This is a genomic window from Termitidicoccus mucosus, assembly GCF_038725785.1.
Taxonomy (GTDB): Bacteria; Verrucomicrobiota; Verrucomicrobiia; order Opitutales; family Opitutaceae; genus Termitidicoccus; species Termitidicoccus mucosus.
This window is the reverse complement of the sequence record NZ_CP109796.1, coordinates 5,682,525-5,698,580: the sequence shown is the minus strand read 5'-3', so window position 1 is coordinate 5,698,580 and position 16,056 is coordinate 5,682,525. Positions and strand designations below refer to the sequence as shown.

The window sequence follows — 16,056 nt, the reverse complement described above, 5'->3', positions numbered from 1 at the left end:
ATGACGCAACGAATGGCAAAATTACAAAATATTTATCTCAATAAAATGAAACAAATAATGATTCTCATGGAAAATTTCCCATGCCTCCTTTCGTTGCGCCGTTGCGTGAAAAACATGCTTTTTCAGACATCGGAAATAGCGACGAACGAAAAAAAGCGGCGCCCCTTTCCGGGCGCCGCCGTTTGCGTGTTCGTCTTTTATAAACCGATGTCGCTTATGCCTCGTATTGCGGGCGCTTGGCGTCGGGCCAGTCGATGTGGAAGAACTTGCCGCGCTTCACGTCCACGCGCTCGTAGGTGTGCGCGCCGAAGTAGTCACGCTGGCCTTGCAACAGATTGGCCGGCAGGCGGGCGGAGCGGTATCCGTCGTAGTAGGACAGCGCCGAGCTGAAGGTCGGGACGCTGATGCCGTGCTCGACCGCGAGCGACACGACCTTGCGCCAGTTCGCCTGCGCCGTCTGGATCGTCTTGTTGAAATACGGGTCGAGCAGCAGGTTCGCGAGCCTCGGGTTCTTTTTGTAGGCCTCGGTGATCTTTTGCAGGAAGGCAGCGCGGATGATGCAGCCGCCGCGCCAGATTTGCGCGATCCGGCCGAAGTCGAGCTTCCAGCCGTATTCCTTCTGCGCCTCGCGCATGAGTTGGAAGCCTTGCGCGTAGGAGCAGATTTTCGAGCAGTAGAGCGCGTCGTGGATGGCCTCGATGAGCGCCTTTTTCGAGCCGGTGTAGCTTTTCGCCTTCGGGCCTTTGAGGATTTTCGAGGCGGCGACGCGCTCTTCCTTCACGGCGGAGAGGCAGCGGGCAAAGACGGACTCGGCGATGGTCGGCGCGGGCACGCCCATGTCGAGCGCGTTGACCGAGGTCCATTTGCCGGTGCCTTTCTGCCCGGCGGTGTCGAGCACGATGTCCACGAAGGGCTTTTTCGTGACGGGGTCTTTCTGCTTGAGAATGTCGGCGGTGATTTCGATGAGGAAGCTGTCGAGCGCGCCGCGGTTCCATTCGGAGAAGATGGCGCCCATCTCGGCGGCCTTGAGGCCGAGGACGCCTTTCAGGATCGCGTAGGCCTCGCAGATCATCTGCATGTCGCCGTATTCGATGCCGTTGTGCACCATTTTCACGTAATGGCCGGCTCCGTTTTCGCCGATGTAGGTGGCGCAGGGCACGCCGCCTTTCACGGGTTTGCCGGGGGCGGCGCCGGGGATGGGCTTGCCGGTCTTGCGGTCAACCTTGGCGGCGACGGCGTTCCAGATTTTTTCGAGTTCCTTGTAGGCGGCCTTGTCGCCGCCGGGCATGAGGGCGGGGCCGAAGCGCGCGCCTTCCTCGCCGCCGGAAACGCCGGAGCCGATGAAGCGGAGTCCTTTTTCCTTGAGCGCTTTTTCGCGGCGGATGGTGTCCGTCCAGAGGGCATTGCCGCCGTCGATGATGATGTCGTCCTGCTCGAGCAGCGGGACGAGCCCGTCGATGACGGCGTCGGTGGCGCGTCCGGCTTGGACGAGGATGACCATCTTGCGGGGCTTCGCGAGGGATTTCACGAATTCCTCGAGGGTCTTGGTGCCGACGAGGCCGCCGGGGGTGTTCGGGTTTTCCGCGATGAACTTGTCGGTCTTCTCGGTCGTGCGGTTATAAACCGAGATTTGGAAGCCGTGGTCGGCGATGTTGAGGGCGAGGTTCTGGCCCATGACAGCGAGGCCGATGAGGCCGATATCGGAGTATTCTTTAGGCATAGGAAAAAGTCGGGAAGGTATTTGGTTTGCAGCAAAAAGCGACAGAAAAAGACACGTGCGCCAGAAATATGGAAGATGATTGTGTCACGCGAAAACGGTCATCGCGGGCTCGGCGGCGGAGCGGGAGGAGGCGCGGGGTTGGGCGGCGCGACGGGGGACGGCGGGGCGGGGCGCGCGGGAGCGCCGGCGGGCGGCTCGGCGGGCCGGTCGGGGCCGCCGAAAACGGGGGCGAGGATGTCGATCACGGGGGTCATGAACGCGGGCTCGTTGCGATGCTGAATCCAATTGTAGCCAATCATCACGATGACAACCAGCAACGCGATGCTGAGGATGAGGCGGCTGGTTTTGAAAAGTTTTTCGAGAATCCAGAACAGCACGAACAGGCCGACGATGATAAACAGCGCCTTGACCCAGAATTCAACGGGACGTCCGGCGAGGTTTTCGACGTTGGCGAGTATCAGCAGCGACATTGTTCACCGGGCAATAACGACAACTTCCGCGGGCGTGACGAGACGAAATGCAGCCAGCCCCGCCTGCCCGCCGGCCGCCGCGCGCTCGCTTTGCGGCCCGGCATGCCGCCGCTTTTAAGATTGCCCCCTTCCCCGCCCTCCGCTTTCTGCTTCCCTGCAACAGGGGTTTGTGGCTCCGGTTGCGCGTTTTCCAGAAACCATGTCACTCCTCCCTTTCTCCAGCCAACTGATCGCTGACGTCGGCATCTCCTTCGGTGACGAAGGCAAAGGCCGCCTCATCCCGGAAATCGCCGCCGAGCTGCGCGACACCGGCGCGCCCGTCTCCGTCGTCCTCAAGGTCAACGGCGGCGCCAACTCCGGCCACACCGCCGCCGGCATCAAGCTGAACCTCCTGCCCGCTGGCGTCGCCGACGCCGGTGTCGCTCACCTCGCCATCGGCAGCGGCGTCGTCGCCGACCCGCGCAAGATCTGGTGGGAGGCGCTCCCGCTGGAGAAAAAAGGCCACGCCGTCCGCGTCCGCCTCCTCATCGACGAACGCGCCCTCGTCTCCGACCTCACCCACCGCCTGCTCGACCTCGCGTGGGAGGACTACCGCGTCAACATCCTCCGCGAGGAGCCGCGCGGCTCGACCGGCCGCGGCATCACGCCCGCCTTTTCCGACGAGACCGGCCAGTGGCAGATCCACTACGCCGACTTCCTCGCCCCGCCCGCCGAATTCCGCAAAAAACTCGCCCAGCGCGCCGACCGCGCCTGCCGCGTCATCCAGCACGTCTGCCAGGTGAGCGCCGCCACCTGGGACTCGTTTTTCGAAAAACTCACCGCCGCCGAACTCCGCGCCAACGCCGAGGCCATCGACCTCGGGGTTTTTGACAAAAGCGAATTCGACTTCACCCGCTTCAAGAGCCCCGCCCCCTTCACCCTCGACCTCGACACGCTCGCCGATGCGTATTGGAAAGCCGGATACGGACTGGCCCCGCAAATCGGCGAGGTGCGCGAGCTCGTCCTCCGCGAGCTGCGCGCCGGCCGCACCGTCATCGGCGAGTTCGGCCAGTCCTACTGGCTCGACAAACGCCACGGCTTCACCCCCAACGTCACCGCCTCGCACACCTTCACGCCGGAGTTTTTCGAGAGCGCGGGCGTCCCGGTCCAGCGCATCCACACCTTCGGCGTCGCCAAGGCCTACGACACCAAGGTCGGCACCCACACCTTCATCACCCGGATGGACGATGCGCACCCGCTCAGCATCCTCCTGAAAAAACTCGAATTCGGCACCAGCACCGGCCGCCAGCGCATGGTCGGCTGGTTCGACGCCGTGGAAAAAGGCGACGCCCTGCGCTACGGCGGCTACCAGGATCTCATGATCAACAAAATCGACGCGCTCTCCCACACCGGCGAATGGCGCGACGACCTCCTCATCTGCACCGCCTACGAGGACGCGTCGGGCCGGCGCTACCACCACGTCCCCCGCAACGACGCCGTCCGCCGCGCCCTGCGGCCTGTTTACGAGAAACATCCCGGCTGGAAGGGCGACATCTCGCAAATCCGCCGCTTCGCCGACCTCCCGCGCAACGCGCAACGCTACACCGCCGCGATGCTGCGCGGCATTTTCGACGTGGCCTGGCATGGCGAGCCGTTCCCCTCTGCCGACAGGCTCCCCAATTTCCGCTACCTCGGCGTGGGACCCGAGCCTTCGCAGATCATCAAGGACCTGCCGCCCGCCGCCGAGTTGATCAAACTGCGCTGATTGCGCTTCCCCGCCCGTGTCCATCCACGCACCTGATGCCGTTTCCAAACGGGATTTATGCTTCAGGCGGAACGAAACCGGGGACGCGGGCATTCCTGCCCGCTCGGTTATCGCGGACAAGAATGCCCGCGCTCCCGGAAAACGACCGAATGGAGGCGTTGCCACGAAACTGACCTTCATTTGGAAACGGCATGACTCCGGGCATCCGCCGCATGCCGTCCTGCCTTGCATCCTGGCCGCGCTCGCCCTCCTCGCCGCCGGCTGCTCCAGTGTCCGCGACCACTATTACAAGCCGGTCTCCCGGGCTCTCCCTGCGCCCGCCGGCACTCCCGGCGCGCTTCGCATCCAGGAAAAGGCCGCCGCCCATCCCGACGGCGAATCCGGTTTCCGCCTGCTCGCGCTCAGTGCCGACGCGCTCGCCGCCCGCATCACCCTGGCCGATGCCGCCGCCCGCTCGATCGACGTCCAGTATTTCAGCTTCCACGACGACGCCACCGGCAACCTCGTGGCCTCGCGCCTCCTCGCCGCCGCCGACCGCGGCGTGCGCGTGCGCGTGCTCATCGACGGCACCGGAACCATCGGGCGCGACGGGGACCTCCTCGCCCTCGACGCCCATCCCAATCTCGAAGTCCGCATTTTCAACCCTTTCAAAAACCGCAGCAGCAACACCGTTTCCCTCGCCACGCAATTCTTCATCGACGGGCGCCGCCTCAACCGGCGCATGCACAACAAGTCCTTCATCGTCGACAACCAGATCGCCATCATCGGCGGCCGCAACATCGGCGACGAATACTTCGACGCGCGCCAGGACATGAACTACCGCGACCTCGACGTCATCACCATCGGCCCCGTCGTCGCGCCCATGTCCGAGACCTTCGACACCTTCTGGAACAGCGACTACGCCTACCCGATCACCGCCTTTCATTCCCGCCCGCCCAGGCCCGACGCCATCGCCCGACGCCGCGCCGCGATCGAGGCCGGCTCGTTCGCCCTCAGTTCCGCCGCCGACATCGACACCCTGCTCGGCGACGGACCGCTCACCCCCCGCCCGCTCCGCGCCAACCCCACCGCCGTGCAACCCCGCTGGCACTGGGGCTCCGCGCGACTCATCGCCGACGACCCGCTCAAGGCCAATCCCGACAGCCCCAAAAAAGGCCCGCGCCTCGGCGAAATCCTCGACGAGATGCTCCCCGGAACCACGGACGAGCTCATCATCATCTCGCCCTACTTTGTCCCGCAGAAACAAGGCGTCGCCCTCCTGGCCGGCATCGAGCAGCGCGGCGCCCAGGTGAAGGTCCTCACCAACTCGCTCGCCTCGACCGACAACCTCATCGTCCACACCGGCTACGCCCGCTACCGCCGCCGCCTGCTCGAGGCCGGCGTCGAACTCTACGAACTGCGTCCCATCCCCGCCGCCAAAAACAAGACCCTGTTCCGCGGCAAACGCTCGCGCGGCATCAGCCTGCACGCGAAAGCCATCGTGATCGACCGCCGCATGACCTTCATCGGTTCGATGAACATCGATCCCCGCGCCGCGCTCCTCAACACCGAAATCGGCGTGCTCGTTGACAGCCCTTCCCTCGCCACCGCCGTCGCGCAGTTTTTCAAGGAGGCCAGCGAGCCCGACAGCAGTTTCCGCCCGCATCTTCTTCCCCCGAACGACAAGGGGCAGCGCCCGCTTTGCTGGACGGGCGAGAGCGACGGCCGGGAGATCAAAACCTACGTCGAGCCCCGCGCCAGCCTCTGGCGCCGCATCAGCGCCAAGGTCCTGCGCATTTTCCCCATCGAGGGGCTGCTTTGATGCCGCTTCATTATCGGAAGCGCAATAAATGGCATAATATCATTTCCGAATCCCTTTTGGGCTCCGGCGTTTTGGGTGGAGGGCCGAGCTCCTGCGAGGCCGTCGCGGTCATATGCGATGTTCTCCGGCGACGGCCTCGCAGGAGCTCGGCCCTCCATCAGCCCAATTATCATTGGGCATTGGCATAAGCGATCATCACCGGAAATCCTTCAGGCCGATAAAAAAGCCGTCTTCCCCGCATGGGAAGACGGCTCCAAAAAACACCTGATGCGGGCGGGCTTATTTGCGCGCCGAGAGCACTTTTTTCTCGTAGTCCTTGACCGTGGGAATCCACGCGACGCCGACGGGCGTGTTGTTGCGCCGGCAGAACTCGTCCCAGATCGCGCCGAAGGGAAGCGATTTCGCCTCCTCCAGCAACGCGAGGCGGGTGCTGTAATCGCCCTCGGCCTCCAGCTTGCGAAGCCGGTCGCGCGGCTCGATCAGCGCGAGCAGGAGGGCCTTCTGCGTGTTGCGCGCGCCGATGACCCAGGCCATGATGCGGTTGATGCTCGCGTCGAAGAAATCCATGCCGATGTGTACGCGGGAGAGATAGTCGCCGCGCACGATTTCCTCCATGAGCGCGCGCGTCTGGTCGTCGAGCGCGACGACGTGGTCGCTGTCCCAGCGCACGCCGCGACTCACGTGGAGCAGGATCTCGGGCAGGAACTGGAGCACGGAGGAGATTTTGTCCGCAAGCGTCTCGGTCGGGTGGAAGTGGCCGGCGTCGAGGCAGAGGACTTTTTTGTTCTTCATGGTGTAGCCCATGTAGAACTCGTGCGAGCCGATGGTGCAGGACTCGAAGCCCACGCCGAAGAGTTTGCTTTCGAGTGCGTCGCGGTTGCACTGCTGGTCGATGGCGACTGCGAAGATTTCGTCGAGCGACTGCTCCATGCGCTCGCGGTAGGCGCGGCGGTTGACCGGCGTGTCCTTGAAGCCGTCCGGCATCCAGAAATTCGTGATGACGGTCTTGCCGAGGCGGCGGCCCATCTCCCCGGCGATCTTGCGGCAGGCGATGCCGTGGCGTATCCAGAATTTGCGGACAGCCTCGTCGTGGTGCGAGAGCGTGAAGCCGTCGGCGGACAGCGGGTGCGAGAAGCAGGTCGGGTTGAAATCGAGGCCGAGGCCGCGCTGTTTCGCCCAGTCAACCCAGCCCGCGAAGTGCTCGATGGTGTAGGCGTCGCGGTCCACTTTTTGGCCGCCGAGCTCGGCGTAGCTGGCATGCACGTTGACGCGGTGACTGCCGGGGATGAGCGAGAGCGCGAGGTCGAGGTCGGCGCGAAGCTCGGCGGGGCCGCGGGCTTTGCCGGGGTAGTTGCCGGTGGCGGCGATGCCACCGGTGAGCGCGCCGCCGGCGTTTTCGAAGCCGCCCACGTCGTCGCCCTGCCAGCATTGAAGCGACACGGGCGTGGCGGCGAGGGTTTGGAGGGATTTTTCGACGTCCACGCCGAGGTCGGCGTAACGTTGTTTTGCGAGGTTGAATGCGTCCATGGATTTTTGGTCGGGTAGTTTTGCGGGTGAAATCTCCGTTTTGGCGGAATGGCGGAAAGAAAAAATTAATGAGCGAAGTCGCTCAAAAAGCAAAACGAAAAAACCGCGCCGCCCGATGCGTTTTTCCGACAGTCAGAATGCCGGCGCCTCCGCCCGCGGCGCCGTGGCGCAGACTTGAGCCGCCCGAAGCGCACATCCCCTTACCCTTTCTTCACTTTCCGGTATGCCCTCGGCGACACGCCCATCACCCGCCGGAAACTGCGGGCGAAATAATACGCGTCGCCAAAGCCCGCCTGCTCCCCGACCGCGCGCACGGGCGCGTCGGTGGTGTCGAGCAACTGGCACGCGCGCTGGATGCGCAGGCGGATGAGCCAGTCGATGGGCGCAAAGCCCGTGTGCAGCCGGAACAGGGCGCTGTAATGCGGCACCGACAGCCCCGCGAGCGTCGCAAGCTCCCGCAGCCGCATCGGTTTCACAAGGTGCTCCTTCATCCATTCGGCGGATGCCGCCACGCGCTCCATCGCGGACCGCCCGCCCGGTTTCCCCGGCATCGCCAGGCCCCGCCCAAACGCGGAAAGCGCGCTCCGTAACACCGTCCCCGCCGCCACCAGGTTCGCCAGCGAATAGCCGCGCTCAAGATGCTCCCACGCCCCGCCCAGCCCGATGCGCGTGGCCGTCTCCGCGTCCAGCGAGACCACGCCTCCGCCGGCCGGCAGTTGCAACAGCTCCGCCCACGCCCCCACCTCGTCGCCCGTCACGTGCACCCACTCGACGCTCCACGGTTCCCCGGCGTCCGCGCCGTAGGCATGCGCCTGCCCCGAGGGCAGCCACGCCAGCGAGCCCGCGCGGACGGGCAGCGTGCCGCCGTCCGCCAGGCGCACCCAGCCGCGCCCCGCCGTGCACAGCAACAGCAACGTGGTCGGCGCCCCGCCCGGCCTCTCGATCAAATGCGCCGCCGCGTGCGGGAAAACCCCGGCGTCCGTGACCAGCAACCCGCGCAGCAGCGGATGCGCCCGCAAACGCTCCCGCACGCCGGCCGGCAACACCACAAGCCGCTGCCCGCGAAACCCCTCGGCTTTGGGCGCGTCGTTTTTTTTCGGCGTGGGAGGCATGCTCATCCCCTAGCCCGCCGCTGCCTGATGGCGAGCCTTGCTTTGCAACCCGGGTCGAGTGGCACGGCCGACTCGCCCGTGCGACGGCGCTCCGCGCCGCCTTCCCACCGAAAAGCATGGGCGGGGACGCCCATGCCACGCAATCCGCGCAACCCGCCGCCTTCCGGCTGCGTCGCCAACGCGCCAATCTTGTTCGCAACTGGCATGACTCGTTCTCTCTTCTTTCTCCGGGATGCTTCGAGAACGCGTAAGAGAACGCGAACGATTGCAGAAACACGCATATCACCAGACTTGCCCGCCGCGCCGCGCGCGCCTTTGCTTGGCCCTTGTGACCCGCCGCATCACCCGCATCGCCATCCTTGCCGTCTCCATCGCCGCGCAACGCCTGCCCGCGGTCCCGGAGGGCGGGCCCGAGTTCAACGCCGGCAGTTTCGACACCGATCCCGCCACCGGCGAATACGTCGGCACCGGCGATGCGCGCCTCGATTACCAAGGCGCGCTCCTCACCGCCGACGAAATCCGCTACCACCCGCGCACCCAGACCGCCACCGCCCGCGGACACGTCGAGCTCACCCGCGCCGGACAACGCGTCGTCGCCGGCGAAATCGCCTACCGCTTCCCCGACCAAACTTTCTCCGCCTCCGACATCCGGCTCGGCGAGTTTCCGTTCTACGTTTCCGGCGAGCGCGCCAGCGGCACTCCCTCCGAGGTCACCCTCGCCAACGCCCGCATCACCTACACCGAACCCGGCCCCTTCGCCCCCGCGCTCAACGCCGGCACGCTCGTTTACGGCCCCGACCGGCGTATCCGCACCCATGATACAAGCCTCGGCATCGGCCCCGTCACGCTTCTTCCGCTGCCGCGCCTCAGCCAGCCGCTGGGCGGCTCCTCGCTTTCCCGGATCGACGCCCGGCTCGGCCAGCGCGGCAACCTCGGCTTCTTCCTCGGCCTCGGCATCGAGGTGCCCGTGCTCGAAGGCGTCGAGGCCGGGGGCGCCGCCACTTTCCACACCAAGCGCGGACTCCTCATCGGGCCGACCGCCACCTACGACACCACGCTCCTCGGCGGGCGCGCCGCCGGCTCGCTCGACACCGGCTACATCCACGACTACGGCGACCGCCTCACCGACGTGCTCGGGCGCCCCATCCAGCCCGACCGCGGCTTCGTCGCATGGACGCATCACCAGGACATCACGGAAAACTTTTCCGTTTTCGGCGAGATTCACTACTGGAGCGACTCCGAGGTCACGCGCGATTTCCGCTCCGGCGAATTCTACCGACTCCAGCACCCGGACAATTTTCTCGAAGCCAACTACACCGGCCGAAACTACGTCATCTCCCTCCTCGCCCGCGCGCAGCTAAACTCCTATCACTCCGTCCAGCAGCGCCTCCCCGAACTCCGTTTCGACCTGCTGCCCGTCGCCAGCGGCCTCGGCATCTACCAGCGCCTCCAGCTCAGCGCCGCCTCGCTCACCGACGACTCCCCCTCCGGCGAGCCGACCATCGACAGCAACCGCTTCGACGGCTACTACGCGCTGGAACGTCCCGTGGCCTTCGGCGACTGGGGCGCGTTCACGCCCGTCATCGGCGGACGCCTCACCCACTACGCCGATGCCAACCCCGGCGACGGCGCCAGCCATTACACCCGCGCCCTCGGTGAAATCGGCTTCGACGCCAGCCTGCGCGCCAGCGGCGTCTTTAATTACAAAAACGAACAATGGCGCATCGACGGCCTTCGCCACCTCGTCACTCCGCGCCTTTCCTACCGCTACATCCCGCGCGCCGACAAAGGCCGGCCCTTCATCCCCGCCATCGACGACCGCACTTTCACGACTTACCTCCAGCCGCTCGGCCTCGGCGACCAGCGTTACATCGACGAACTCCGCCCCACCAACACCCTGCGCATCGGCCTCGACCAAACCCTGCAAACCCGCCATCCCGAATACGGCTCGCGTGACCTCGCCATGCTCAACCTCGCCGCCGACCTTCGCTTCGGCAACACCGAGGACGCCGGCGAACACGACCTCTCCGACCTCCACGCCGAGTTCGCGCTCATGCCCGCGACCTGGCTGCGCTTCGATTTTTTCACCAGCCTCGACAGCCGCGACTTCACCCTCCGCGAATTTAACGCCGGCCTCACCGTCCACGACGGCGAACTCTGGTCCTTCACGCTCTCCAACGAATACCTGCACAGCCAGATCGAGGAATACGTCGGTGAATTCCGCTACCGTTTCAACGAAGTCTGGCTTGGCTACCTGCGCCTGCACTACGACGCCCGCGAAAGCCGTTTCAACGAGCGCACCATCGGCCTCATCCAAAATATCGCCAACGGCCTCTGGACCATTCGCTACGGCGTGACGATGTACGACGGCAACACCCGCGAAAGCGATTTCGGCTTCAACATCAACGTCACCATCGCCCGCTTCTAAACACCCCTCCTCTCCGATTGCCCCTCCTTCTTTCTCTTTCCTCTTTATCTTTCTTCTTTCTCTCCCGCGCCGCCGATTCTTCCGAAGGAGAAAGAAGAAAGATAAAGAGGAAAGAGAAAGAAAAATGCCAGTTCGCGAACTGAAATGGCACTTTTGCACCGCCCCGGCGGGTTGCGTGGCACGGGCGCCCCGCCCGTGCGACGGCGCTCCGCGCCGCCATCCCAAAAAACATGGGCGGGGACGCCCATGCCACGCAATTCGCCGCCCTATTCTGCGACAATATCTCAATTACAATCTTTCCCTTTTCCCAAAAACACTGCTAGATTACGTCCGCTATGCGTATCGAACGTGATTCCATGGGCGAAATGTCCGTCCCCGACGAGGCCCTCTACGGAGCCTCCACCCAACGCGCCGTGCTGAATTTTCCCATCAGCGGCCACGCCATGCCAAAAGGCTTCATCCGCGGCCTTGCCCTCGTGAAAGCCGCCTGCGCCGTCGCCAACGAGGAACTCGGCCGCCTCCCCGCCGAAAAAAGCCGGCTCATCCAGCAGGTCGCGCAGGAAGTCATCGCCGGCCGGCACCACGCGCAATTTCCCCTCGACGTGTTCCAAACCGGCTCCGGCACCTCGACCAACATGAACATGAACGAGGTCATCGCCAACCGCGCCAGCCAGATCGCCGGCCAGCCCATCGGCTCGAAAAAACCGCTCCACCCCAACGATGACGTCAACCTCGGCCAGTCCTCCAACGACGTCATCCCCACCGCGCTCCACGTCTCCGTCGCCGTCGCCCTCCACGAGCAACTCCACCCCGCGCTCGCCCGCCTCCACGCCGCGCTCGACGCGAAGGCCGCCGCCTTCGCCGGCATCGTGAAAATCGGCCGCACGCACCTCATGGATGCCACCCCGGTCACGCTCGGGCAGGAATTTTCCGGCTACGCCGCCCAAGTCAAAAAATCCGTCATCCGCGTCGAAAAAGCCATCACCGCCCTGCGCGAACTCGCCATCGGCGGCACCGCCGTCGGCACCGGCATCAACAGCCACCCCGATTTTCCGCCGCGCGTCGCCCGCGTGCTCACCGAGAAAACCGGCCTCCTCTTCCACGAAGCCCACAACCACTTCGAGGCCCAGGGCGGACGCGACGACGCCGTCGAAGCCGCCGGCCAGCTCACCGCCATCGCCGCCTCGCTCACCAAGATCGCCAACGACATCCGCCTCCTCGGCTCCGGCCCCCGCAGCGGCTTCCAGGAAATCAAGCTCCCCGCCACCCAGCCCGGCTCCTCCATCATGCCCGGCAAGGTCAACCCCGTGATGAGCGAAATGCTCGTGCAAACCTGCATCTACGCCCAAGGCCTCTGCCAGATGGTCGCCCTCTGCGGGCGCGACGGCCATTTCGAGCTCAACGTCACCATCCCGCTCATCGCGCACGCCCTGCACGAAGCCGTCCATTGTCTCGCCAACGCCGCCCGCACCTTCGCCGACCGCTGCGTCGAAGGCATCGAGGCCGATCCCGAACGCTGCCGCGAACTCGTGGACCGCTCCCTCATGCTCGTGACCGCGTTGAATCCATATATTGGATACGATGCCGCCGCCGCCGTGGCCAAGGAGGCCTATGCCCAAAACAAAACCCTCCGCGAAGTCGTATTGGAAAAACAACTGCTCGACGCCGCCGCGCTCGACAAGGCCCTCAACCCCGCCGCCATGACCAGGCCCGGCGAAGACCCCGGCGGCGATTGACGATATTTATAAAAGGGGTTCCTCGCTATTTCGAATGGCTGGTTTGTTTTCAATGGCCACAAAGAAGCACAAAAGGCACAAGATTGAGTGATTGTTTTTATGCTTCTTGTGCCTCTTTGTGGCCATTTTATTGGTTGTTTTCAGACATCGAAAATAGCGGGAAAACATAAAAGGCCGCCCGCCGTTCCGGGTGCAACTCAAAGTTGTGTCACTCCATCTTTCTTCTTTCCTCTTTATCCCTGCCCATTCCTGACGAAGGAGAAAGATAAAGAATAAAGAGGAAAAATTCCGGCGGTGACATCATTTTGGGTTGCTCCCCGCCGTTCCCAGCCGGAAAACCATACGATTGACCTCGTTCATAAACTCGCAAGTCTCGCGCCAACCCATCGCATGCGAGTCCCATTGCACATTGTCGAGGCCCGGCGCGAACGCCTCCGCGCGCTCATCCGCCACGACGGTTTTCTCCCCATTGCCGACATCTGCCGCCAACTCGGCATCTCCGAGGCCACCGCGCGCCGCGACCTCGCCGCCATCGAGGCGGGCGGACATATCACGCGCACCTACGGCGGCGCCCTCGCCGACTACAACGTCTCCTTCGCCTCGCTCGGCGAACGCGCCAAGCGCGCCCGCTCCGCCAAGGCCCTCATCGCCCGCACCGCCATCCGGCACGCGCCCGCCGCCGGCACCTTCTTTCTCGATGCCGGCACGACCATCCTCGCCTTCGCCCGCCTCCTCGCCCGCCGCCCGCGCCAACAGCTCACCGTCGTGACCAACAGCCTCGCCATCGCCTCCGTCATCGGCGGCGCGCCCGGCATCACGCTGCACCTGCTCGGCGGCGTGTTCCTCCACCGCCAGGCCAGCCTGCTCGGCGACGACGACACCGACCGCACTCTTGCCCGCTGGCATTTTGACGCGGTCTTCCTCGGCGGCGAGGCGATGAACCGCGAGGGCATTTTCAACTCGCACCCCGAACTCGTCCACCTCCAGCGCGCCGTCGTCGCGCGGGCGAAAGAGGTCTTTTTTTGCATCGACGCCACCAAGCTCGGCCGCGCCACGCCCCACCATGTCGCCGCGTGGGAAGCCACCGGCCACCTCGTCACCGACGCCACCCCCGACCAGCTCGCCGCCGCCGGCATCATCCTGCGGAAAACCCAATATATAAAAGCGGACGGAAAATAACACAGGACCGCGTCGCCCCTCGCGCATCTACCTGTTTTGAAAACCCGGTGCGACAGCGTCGCCGTAGCGCAAGCATCCTGCCTGCCGTCGAAACAAAAGGCGCGAAGCGCCGCTGACCTTTTTCAAGAAACAAATGCCGCGCTGCGCGCGACCACTTGAGGACGGCAGGCAGAGATGCCTGCGCTACGCGCGCTGCCGCGCGATTGCATCCCGATGCCCCCGGGCAACAGAAAGGCGCGCCGTCATCGGCGCGCCTCCGTGTACAAGGGCACAACCCGCTTTGCGCATCCGCTCACGCCGGATTCGGCGCGGGCGCGGTGCTGCCGCCAAAGCCGTCGGTCGCGGGCCTGTCGGCCGGTTTGTTTTCAGCCGGCTTGCCCGCGACCCGCGCGGGGGCGGGCGCGTTGATGACAGGCGATTTGATTTCGCCGTGCTTGAGAATTTCCATCACGTGCTTGCCCTCGATCGTCTCGTGCTCGATGAGCGCCTGCGCGACCTTGTCGAGCGCCTCGCGTTTTTCGGTGATGATTTTTTCACCGCGCGCGTATTGCCCGGTGATGATCTCCGAGACGGCATCGTCGATGCGTTGCGCGGTGGCTTCGCTGACATGCTGCGAACGGGTGATGTCGCGGCCGAGAAACACCGTGTCCTGGTCCTGCCCGAGCGCGATCGGGCCGAGGTCGCTCATGCCGTAATCGCAGACCATCGCGCGGGCGATTTTCGTCGCGTGCTTGATGTCGCCGTAGGCGCCGTTGCTCAGGTCGCCGGTGACGAGCTTTTCCGCGATGCGTCCGCCCATCGCCATGCAAACCTGGTCGAGGAGCTTTTTCTTCGGGCGGGTGAGAATATCCTTGGTCGGGATGTAAGTCGTGCTGCCGAGGCTCTGGCCGCGCGGGATGATGGTGACCTTGTGCACCGGCACGGTCCCGTCGTCGAGCACGGCCTGGATGATCGCGTGCCCCGCCTCGTGCCAGGCGACGAGCTTTTTCTCGGCGTCGTCCATCACGCGGCGGCGTTCGCGGCCGAAGAGCACCTTGTCGCGCGCGTCGTCGATGTCGATCATCTCCACGCGCTTCTTGTTGCGGCGGGCGGCGAGCAGCGCGCCTTCGTTGAGCAGGTTGGCGAGGTCGGCGCCGGAAAGCCCGGGCGTGCCGCGCGCGATGACGCCGAGGTCAACGTCGTCCGAGAGCGAAATCTTGCGGGCATGGACGCGGAGGATCTGCTCGCGGCCCACGATGTCGGGCAGATCGACGTGGATTTGCCGGTCGAAGCGGCCCGGGCGCAGCAACGCGCTGTCGAGCACATCGGGGCGGTTGGTCGCGGCGATGATGATGACGCCCTCGGTCGTGTCGAAGCCGTCCATCTCGACGAGCAGCGAGTTGAGCGTCTGCTCGCGCTCGTCGTTGCCGCCGCCGAGTCCGGCGCCGCGCTGGCGGCCGACCGCGTCGATCTCGTCGATGAAGATGAGGCAGGGCGCGTTTTTCCGGCCCTGTTCAAACATGTCGCGCACGCGGCTCGCGCCGACGCCGACAAACATTTCCACGAAGTCCGAGCCGCTGATGGAGAAGAACGGCACCTCGGCCTCGCCCGCGACCGCCTTGGCCAGCAGCGTCTTGCCCGTGCCGGGGGGACCGACCATGAGGATGCCCTTCGGAATCTTGCCGCCCATGCGGGTGAATTTTTTCGGATCCTTGAGGAACTCGACCACCTCGCTGACCTCCTCCTTCGCCTCGTCGCACCCGGCCACGTCGGCAAACGTGATCTTGTCGCGGTCACGTGTGAGGAGCTTGGCGCGGCTCTTGCCAAAGCTCATCGCGCCGCGCCCGGCGTTGCGAAGCTGGCGGATGAAAAGGAAATACACGAGCGCGATAAGCAGGATGAACGGGATGATCTGCGAAAGCCCGTTCATCCATGTGGATGGCTGGCGCTCGCTGAATTTTTCCGATTTCTGCAAACGCTCCAGGTTCGCGTCGGTCAGGCGCCCTTCCGCGCGAAACAGCTTCGTCGTCCCCGCGTCCTTTTCCGGCCCGGCCGGAATCTCGCCGGTCAATTCGCCCGTGATGGCCACCCAGTCGCGTCCGCCCGAGGGATCGGGGCGGATGACGCCTTCCTTGACCTTGACCGGCCCGACGCCGTCCGCGTAATCGACGACCGCCTGGATTTTCAAACGCGCGACATTCTGCGTGGCCGTGCGCTGAAAAAACAACATGACGACCACCACCATGACGATGGACAGCCAGACGAACCAGAATTTCGGCGGCTGGAAGCGTTCAGGTGGCAGGTTTTTCAGCGGACGTCGTTTTTTGTCGTTTTTGATTTCGGGCATTAACGTGTTTGGA

Annotated in this window: 12 protein-coding genes; 7 read left to right on the top strand and 5 right to left on the bottom strand. The window is 64.7% G+C overall.

Annotated features, from left to right (window positions below; genetic code table 11):
* Nucleotides 1–80 precede the first annotated feature (80 nt).
* Nucleotides 81–203, top strand: coding sequence for a hypothetical protein (locus tag OH491_RS19955; protein WP_334319224.1), 123 nt, complete (start codon nt 81–83; stop codon nt 201–203).
* Nucleotides 204–214: 11 nt separating this feature from the next.
* Here OH491_RS19955 and gndA read toward each other — a convergent pair whose 3' ends face one another.
* Together gndA and OH491_RS19945 are read right to left on the bottom strand one after the other, a co-directional pair.
* On the bottom strand, nt 215–1,720 hold the full coding sequence (gndA, locus tag OH491_RS19950; RefSeq protein WP_068769936.1) for an NADP-dependent phosphogluconate dehydrogenase: 1,506 nt from the start codon (nt 1,718–1,720) through the stop codon (nt 215–217).
* A gap of 98 nt (nt 1,721–1,818) precedes the next feature.
* Complete coding sequence (locus tag OH491_RS19945; RefSeq protein ID WP_068769937.1) at nt 1,819–2,190, bottom strand: hypothetical protein; 372 nt, start codon at nt 2,188–2,190, stop codon at nt 1,819–1,821.
* Nucleotides 2,191–2,389: 199 nt separating this feature from the next.
* Between OH491_RS19945 and OH491_RS19940 the strand changes: the two genes are divergently transcribed.
* Nucleotides 2,390–3,934, top strand: a complete 1,545-nt coding sequence (locus OH491_RS19940) for an adenylosuccinate synthetase (protein WP_068769938.1) — start codon at nt 2,390–2,392, stop codon at nt 3,932–3,934.
* Nucleotides 3,935–3,950: 16 nt separating this feature from the next.
* Nucleotides 3,951–5,735 carry a phospholipase D family protein gene (locus OH491_RS19935; protein ID WP_334319225.1) on the top strand — a complete coding sequence of 595 codons (1,785 nt, stop codon included), beginning with the start codon at nt 3,951–3,953 and terminating at the stop codon, nt 5,733–5,735.
* A 279-nt stretch (nt 5,736–6,014) separates the two neighbouring features.
* On the opposite strand, the gene OH491_RS19930 is transcribed toward OH491_RS19935, so the two are convergent.
* Complete coding sequence (locus tag OH491_RS19930; RefSeq protein ID WP_068769939.1) at nt 6,015–7,262, bottom strand: L-rhamnose isomerase; 1,248 nt, start codon at nt 7,260–7,262, stop codon at nt 6,015–6,017.
* Between OH491_RS19930 and OH491_RS19925 the strand changes: the two genes are divergently transcribed.
* Entirely contained in the window at nt 7,261–7,440 is a 180-nt protein-coding gene (locus tag OH491_RS19925; RefSeq protein WP_145928720.1) for a hypothetical protein, read from the top strand. The genes OH491_RS19930 and OH491_RS19925 overlap by 2 nt on opposite strands.
* Nucleotides 7,441–7,462: 22 nt before the next feature.
* Here OH491_RS19925 and OH491_RS19920 read toward each other — a convergent pair whose 3' ends face one another.
* Nucleotides 7,463–8,374 (bottom strand): AraC family transcriptional regulator, encoded by a 912-nt coding sequence (locus OH491_RS19920; RefSeq protein ID WP_342750652.1) that lies wholly within the window; start codon nt 8,372–8,374, stop codon nt 7,463–7,465.
* 328 nt (nt 8,375–8,702) lie between these two features.
* Here OH491_RS19920 and OH491_RS19915 point away from each other — a divergent pair, with 328 nt between their 5' ends.
* The 3 genes from OH491_RS19915 (at nt 8,703) to OH491_RS19905 (ending at nt 13,717) form a co-directional block, all read left to right on the top strand.
* Nucleotides 8,703–10,802 (top strand): LPS-assembly protein LptD, encoded by a 2,100-nt coding sequence (locus OH491_RS19915; protein ID WP_334319226.1) that lies wholly within the window; start codon nt 8,703–8,705, stop codon nt 10,800–10,802.
* Between the two features lie 335 nt (nt 10,803–11,137).
* Complete coding sequence (locus tag OH491_RS19910; protein ID WP_068769942.1) at nt 11,138–12,538, top strand: class II fumarate hydratase; 1,401 nt, start codon at nt 11,138–11,140, stop codon at nt 12,536–12,538.
* A gap of 390 nt (nt 12,539–12,928) precedes the next feature.
* Nucleotides 12,929–13,717, top strand: a complete 789-nt coding sequence (locus tag OH491_RS19905; protein WP_084442080.1) for a DeoR/GlpR family DNA-binding transcription regulator — start codon at nt 12,929–12,931, stop codon at nt 13,715–13,717.
* Nucleotides 13,718–14,009: 292 nt separating this feature from the next.
* Here OH491_RS19905 and ftsH read toward each other — a convergent pair whose 3' ends face one another.
* Nucleotides 14,010–16,043 (bottom strand): ATP-dependent zinc metalloprotease FtsH, encoded by a 2,034-nt coding sequence (ftsH, locus tag OH491_RS19900; RefSeq protein WP_068769944.1) that lies wholly within the window; start codon nt 16,041–16,043, stop codon nt 14,010–14,012.
* Nucleotides 16,044–16,056 lie beyond the last annotated feature (13 nt).

Excerpts from the sequence above, each read along its gene's own strand:
- OH491_RS19955 (WP_334319224.1), top strand. The coding sequence starts at position 81 with ATGCCTCCTTTCGTTGCGCCGTTGCGTGAAAAACATGCTTTTTCAGAC.
- OH491_RS19940 (WP_068769938.1), top strand. The coding sequence starts at position 2,390 with ATGTCACTCCTCCCTTTCTCCAGCCAACTGATCGCTGACGTCGGCATC.
- OH491_RS19910 (WP_068769942.1), top strand. The coding sequence starts at position 11,138 with ATGCGTATCGAACGTGATTCCATGGGCGAAATGTCCGTCCCCGACGAG.
- OH491_RS19905 (WP_084442080.1), top strand. The coding sequence starts at position 12,929 with ATGCGAGTCCCATTGCACATTGTCGAGGCCCGGCGCGAACGCCTCCGC.
- ftsH (WP_068769944.1), bottom strand. The coding sequence starts at position 16,043 with ATGCCCGAAATCAAAAACGACAAAAAACGACGTCCGCTGAAAAACCTG.
- OH491_RS19945 (WP_068769937.1), bottom strand. The coding sequence starts at position 2,190 with ATGTCGCTGCTGATACTCGCCAACGTCGAAAACCTCGCCGGACGTCCC.
- gndA (WP_068769936.1), bottom strand. The coding sequence starts at position 1,720 with ATGCCTAAAGAATACTCCGATATCGGCCTCATCGGCCTCGCTGTCATG.
- OH491_RS19930 (WP_068769939.1), bottom strand. The coding sequence starts at position 7,262 with ATGGACGCATTCAACCTCGCAAAACAACGTTACGCCGACCTCGGCGTG.
- OH491_RS19920 (WP_342750652.1), bottom strand. The coding sequence starts at position 8,374 with ATGCCTCCCACGCCGAAAAAAAACGACGCGCCCAAAGCCGAGGGGTTT.
- OH491_RS19925 (WP_145928720.1), top strand. The coding sequence starts at position 7,261 with ATGGATTTTTGGTCGGGTAGTTTTGCGGGTGAAATCTCCGTTTTGGCG.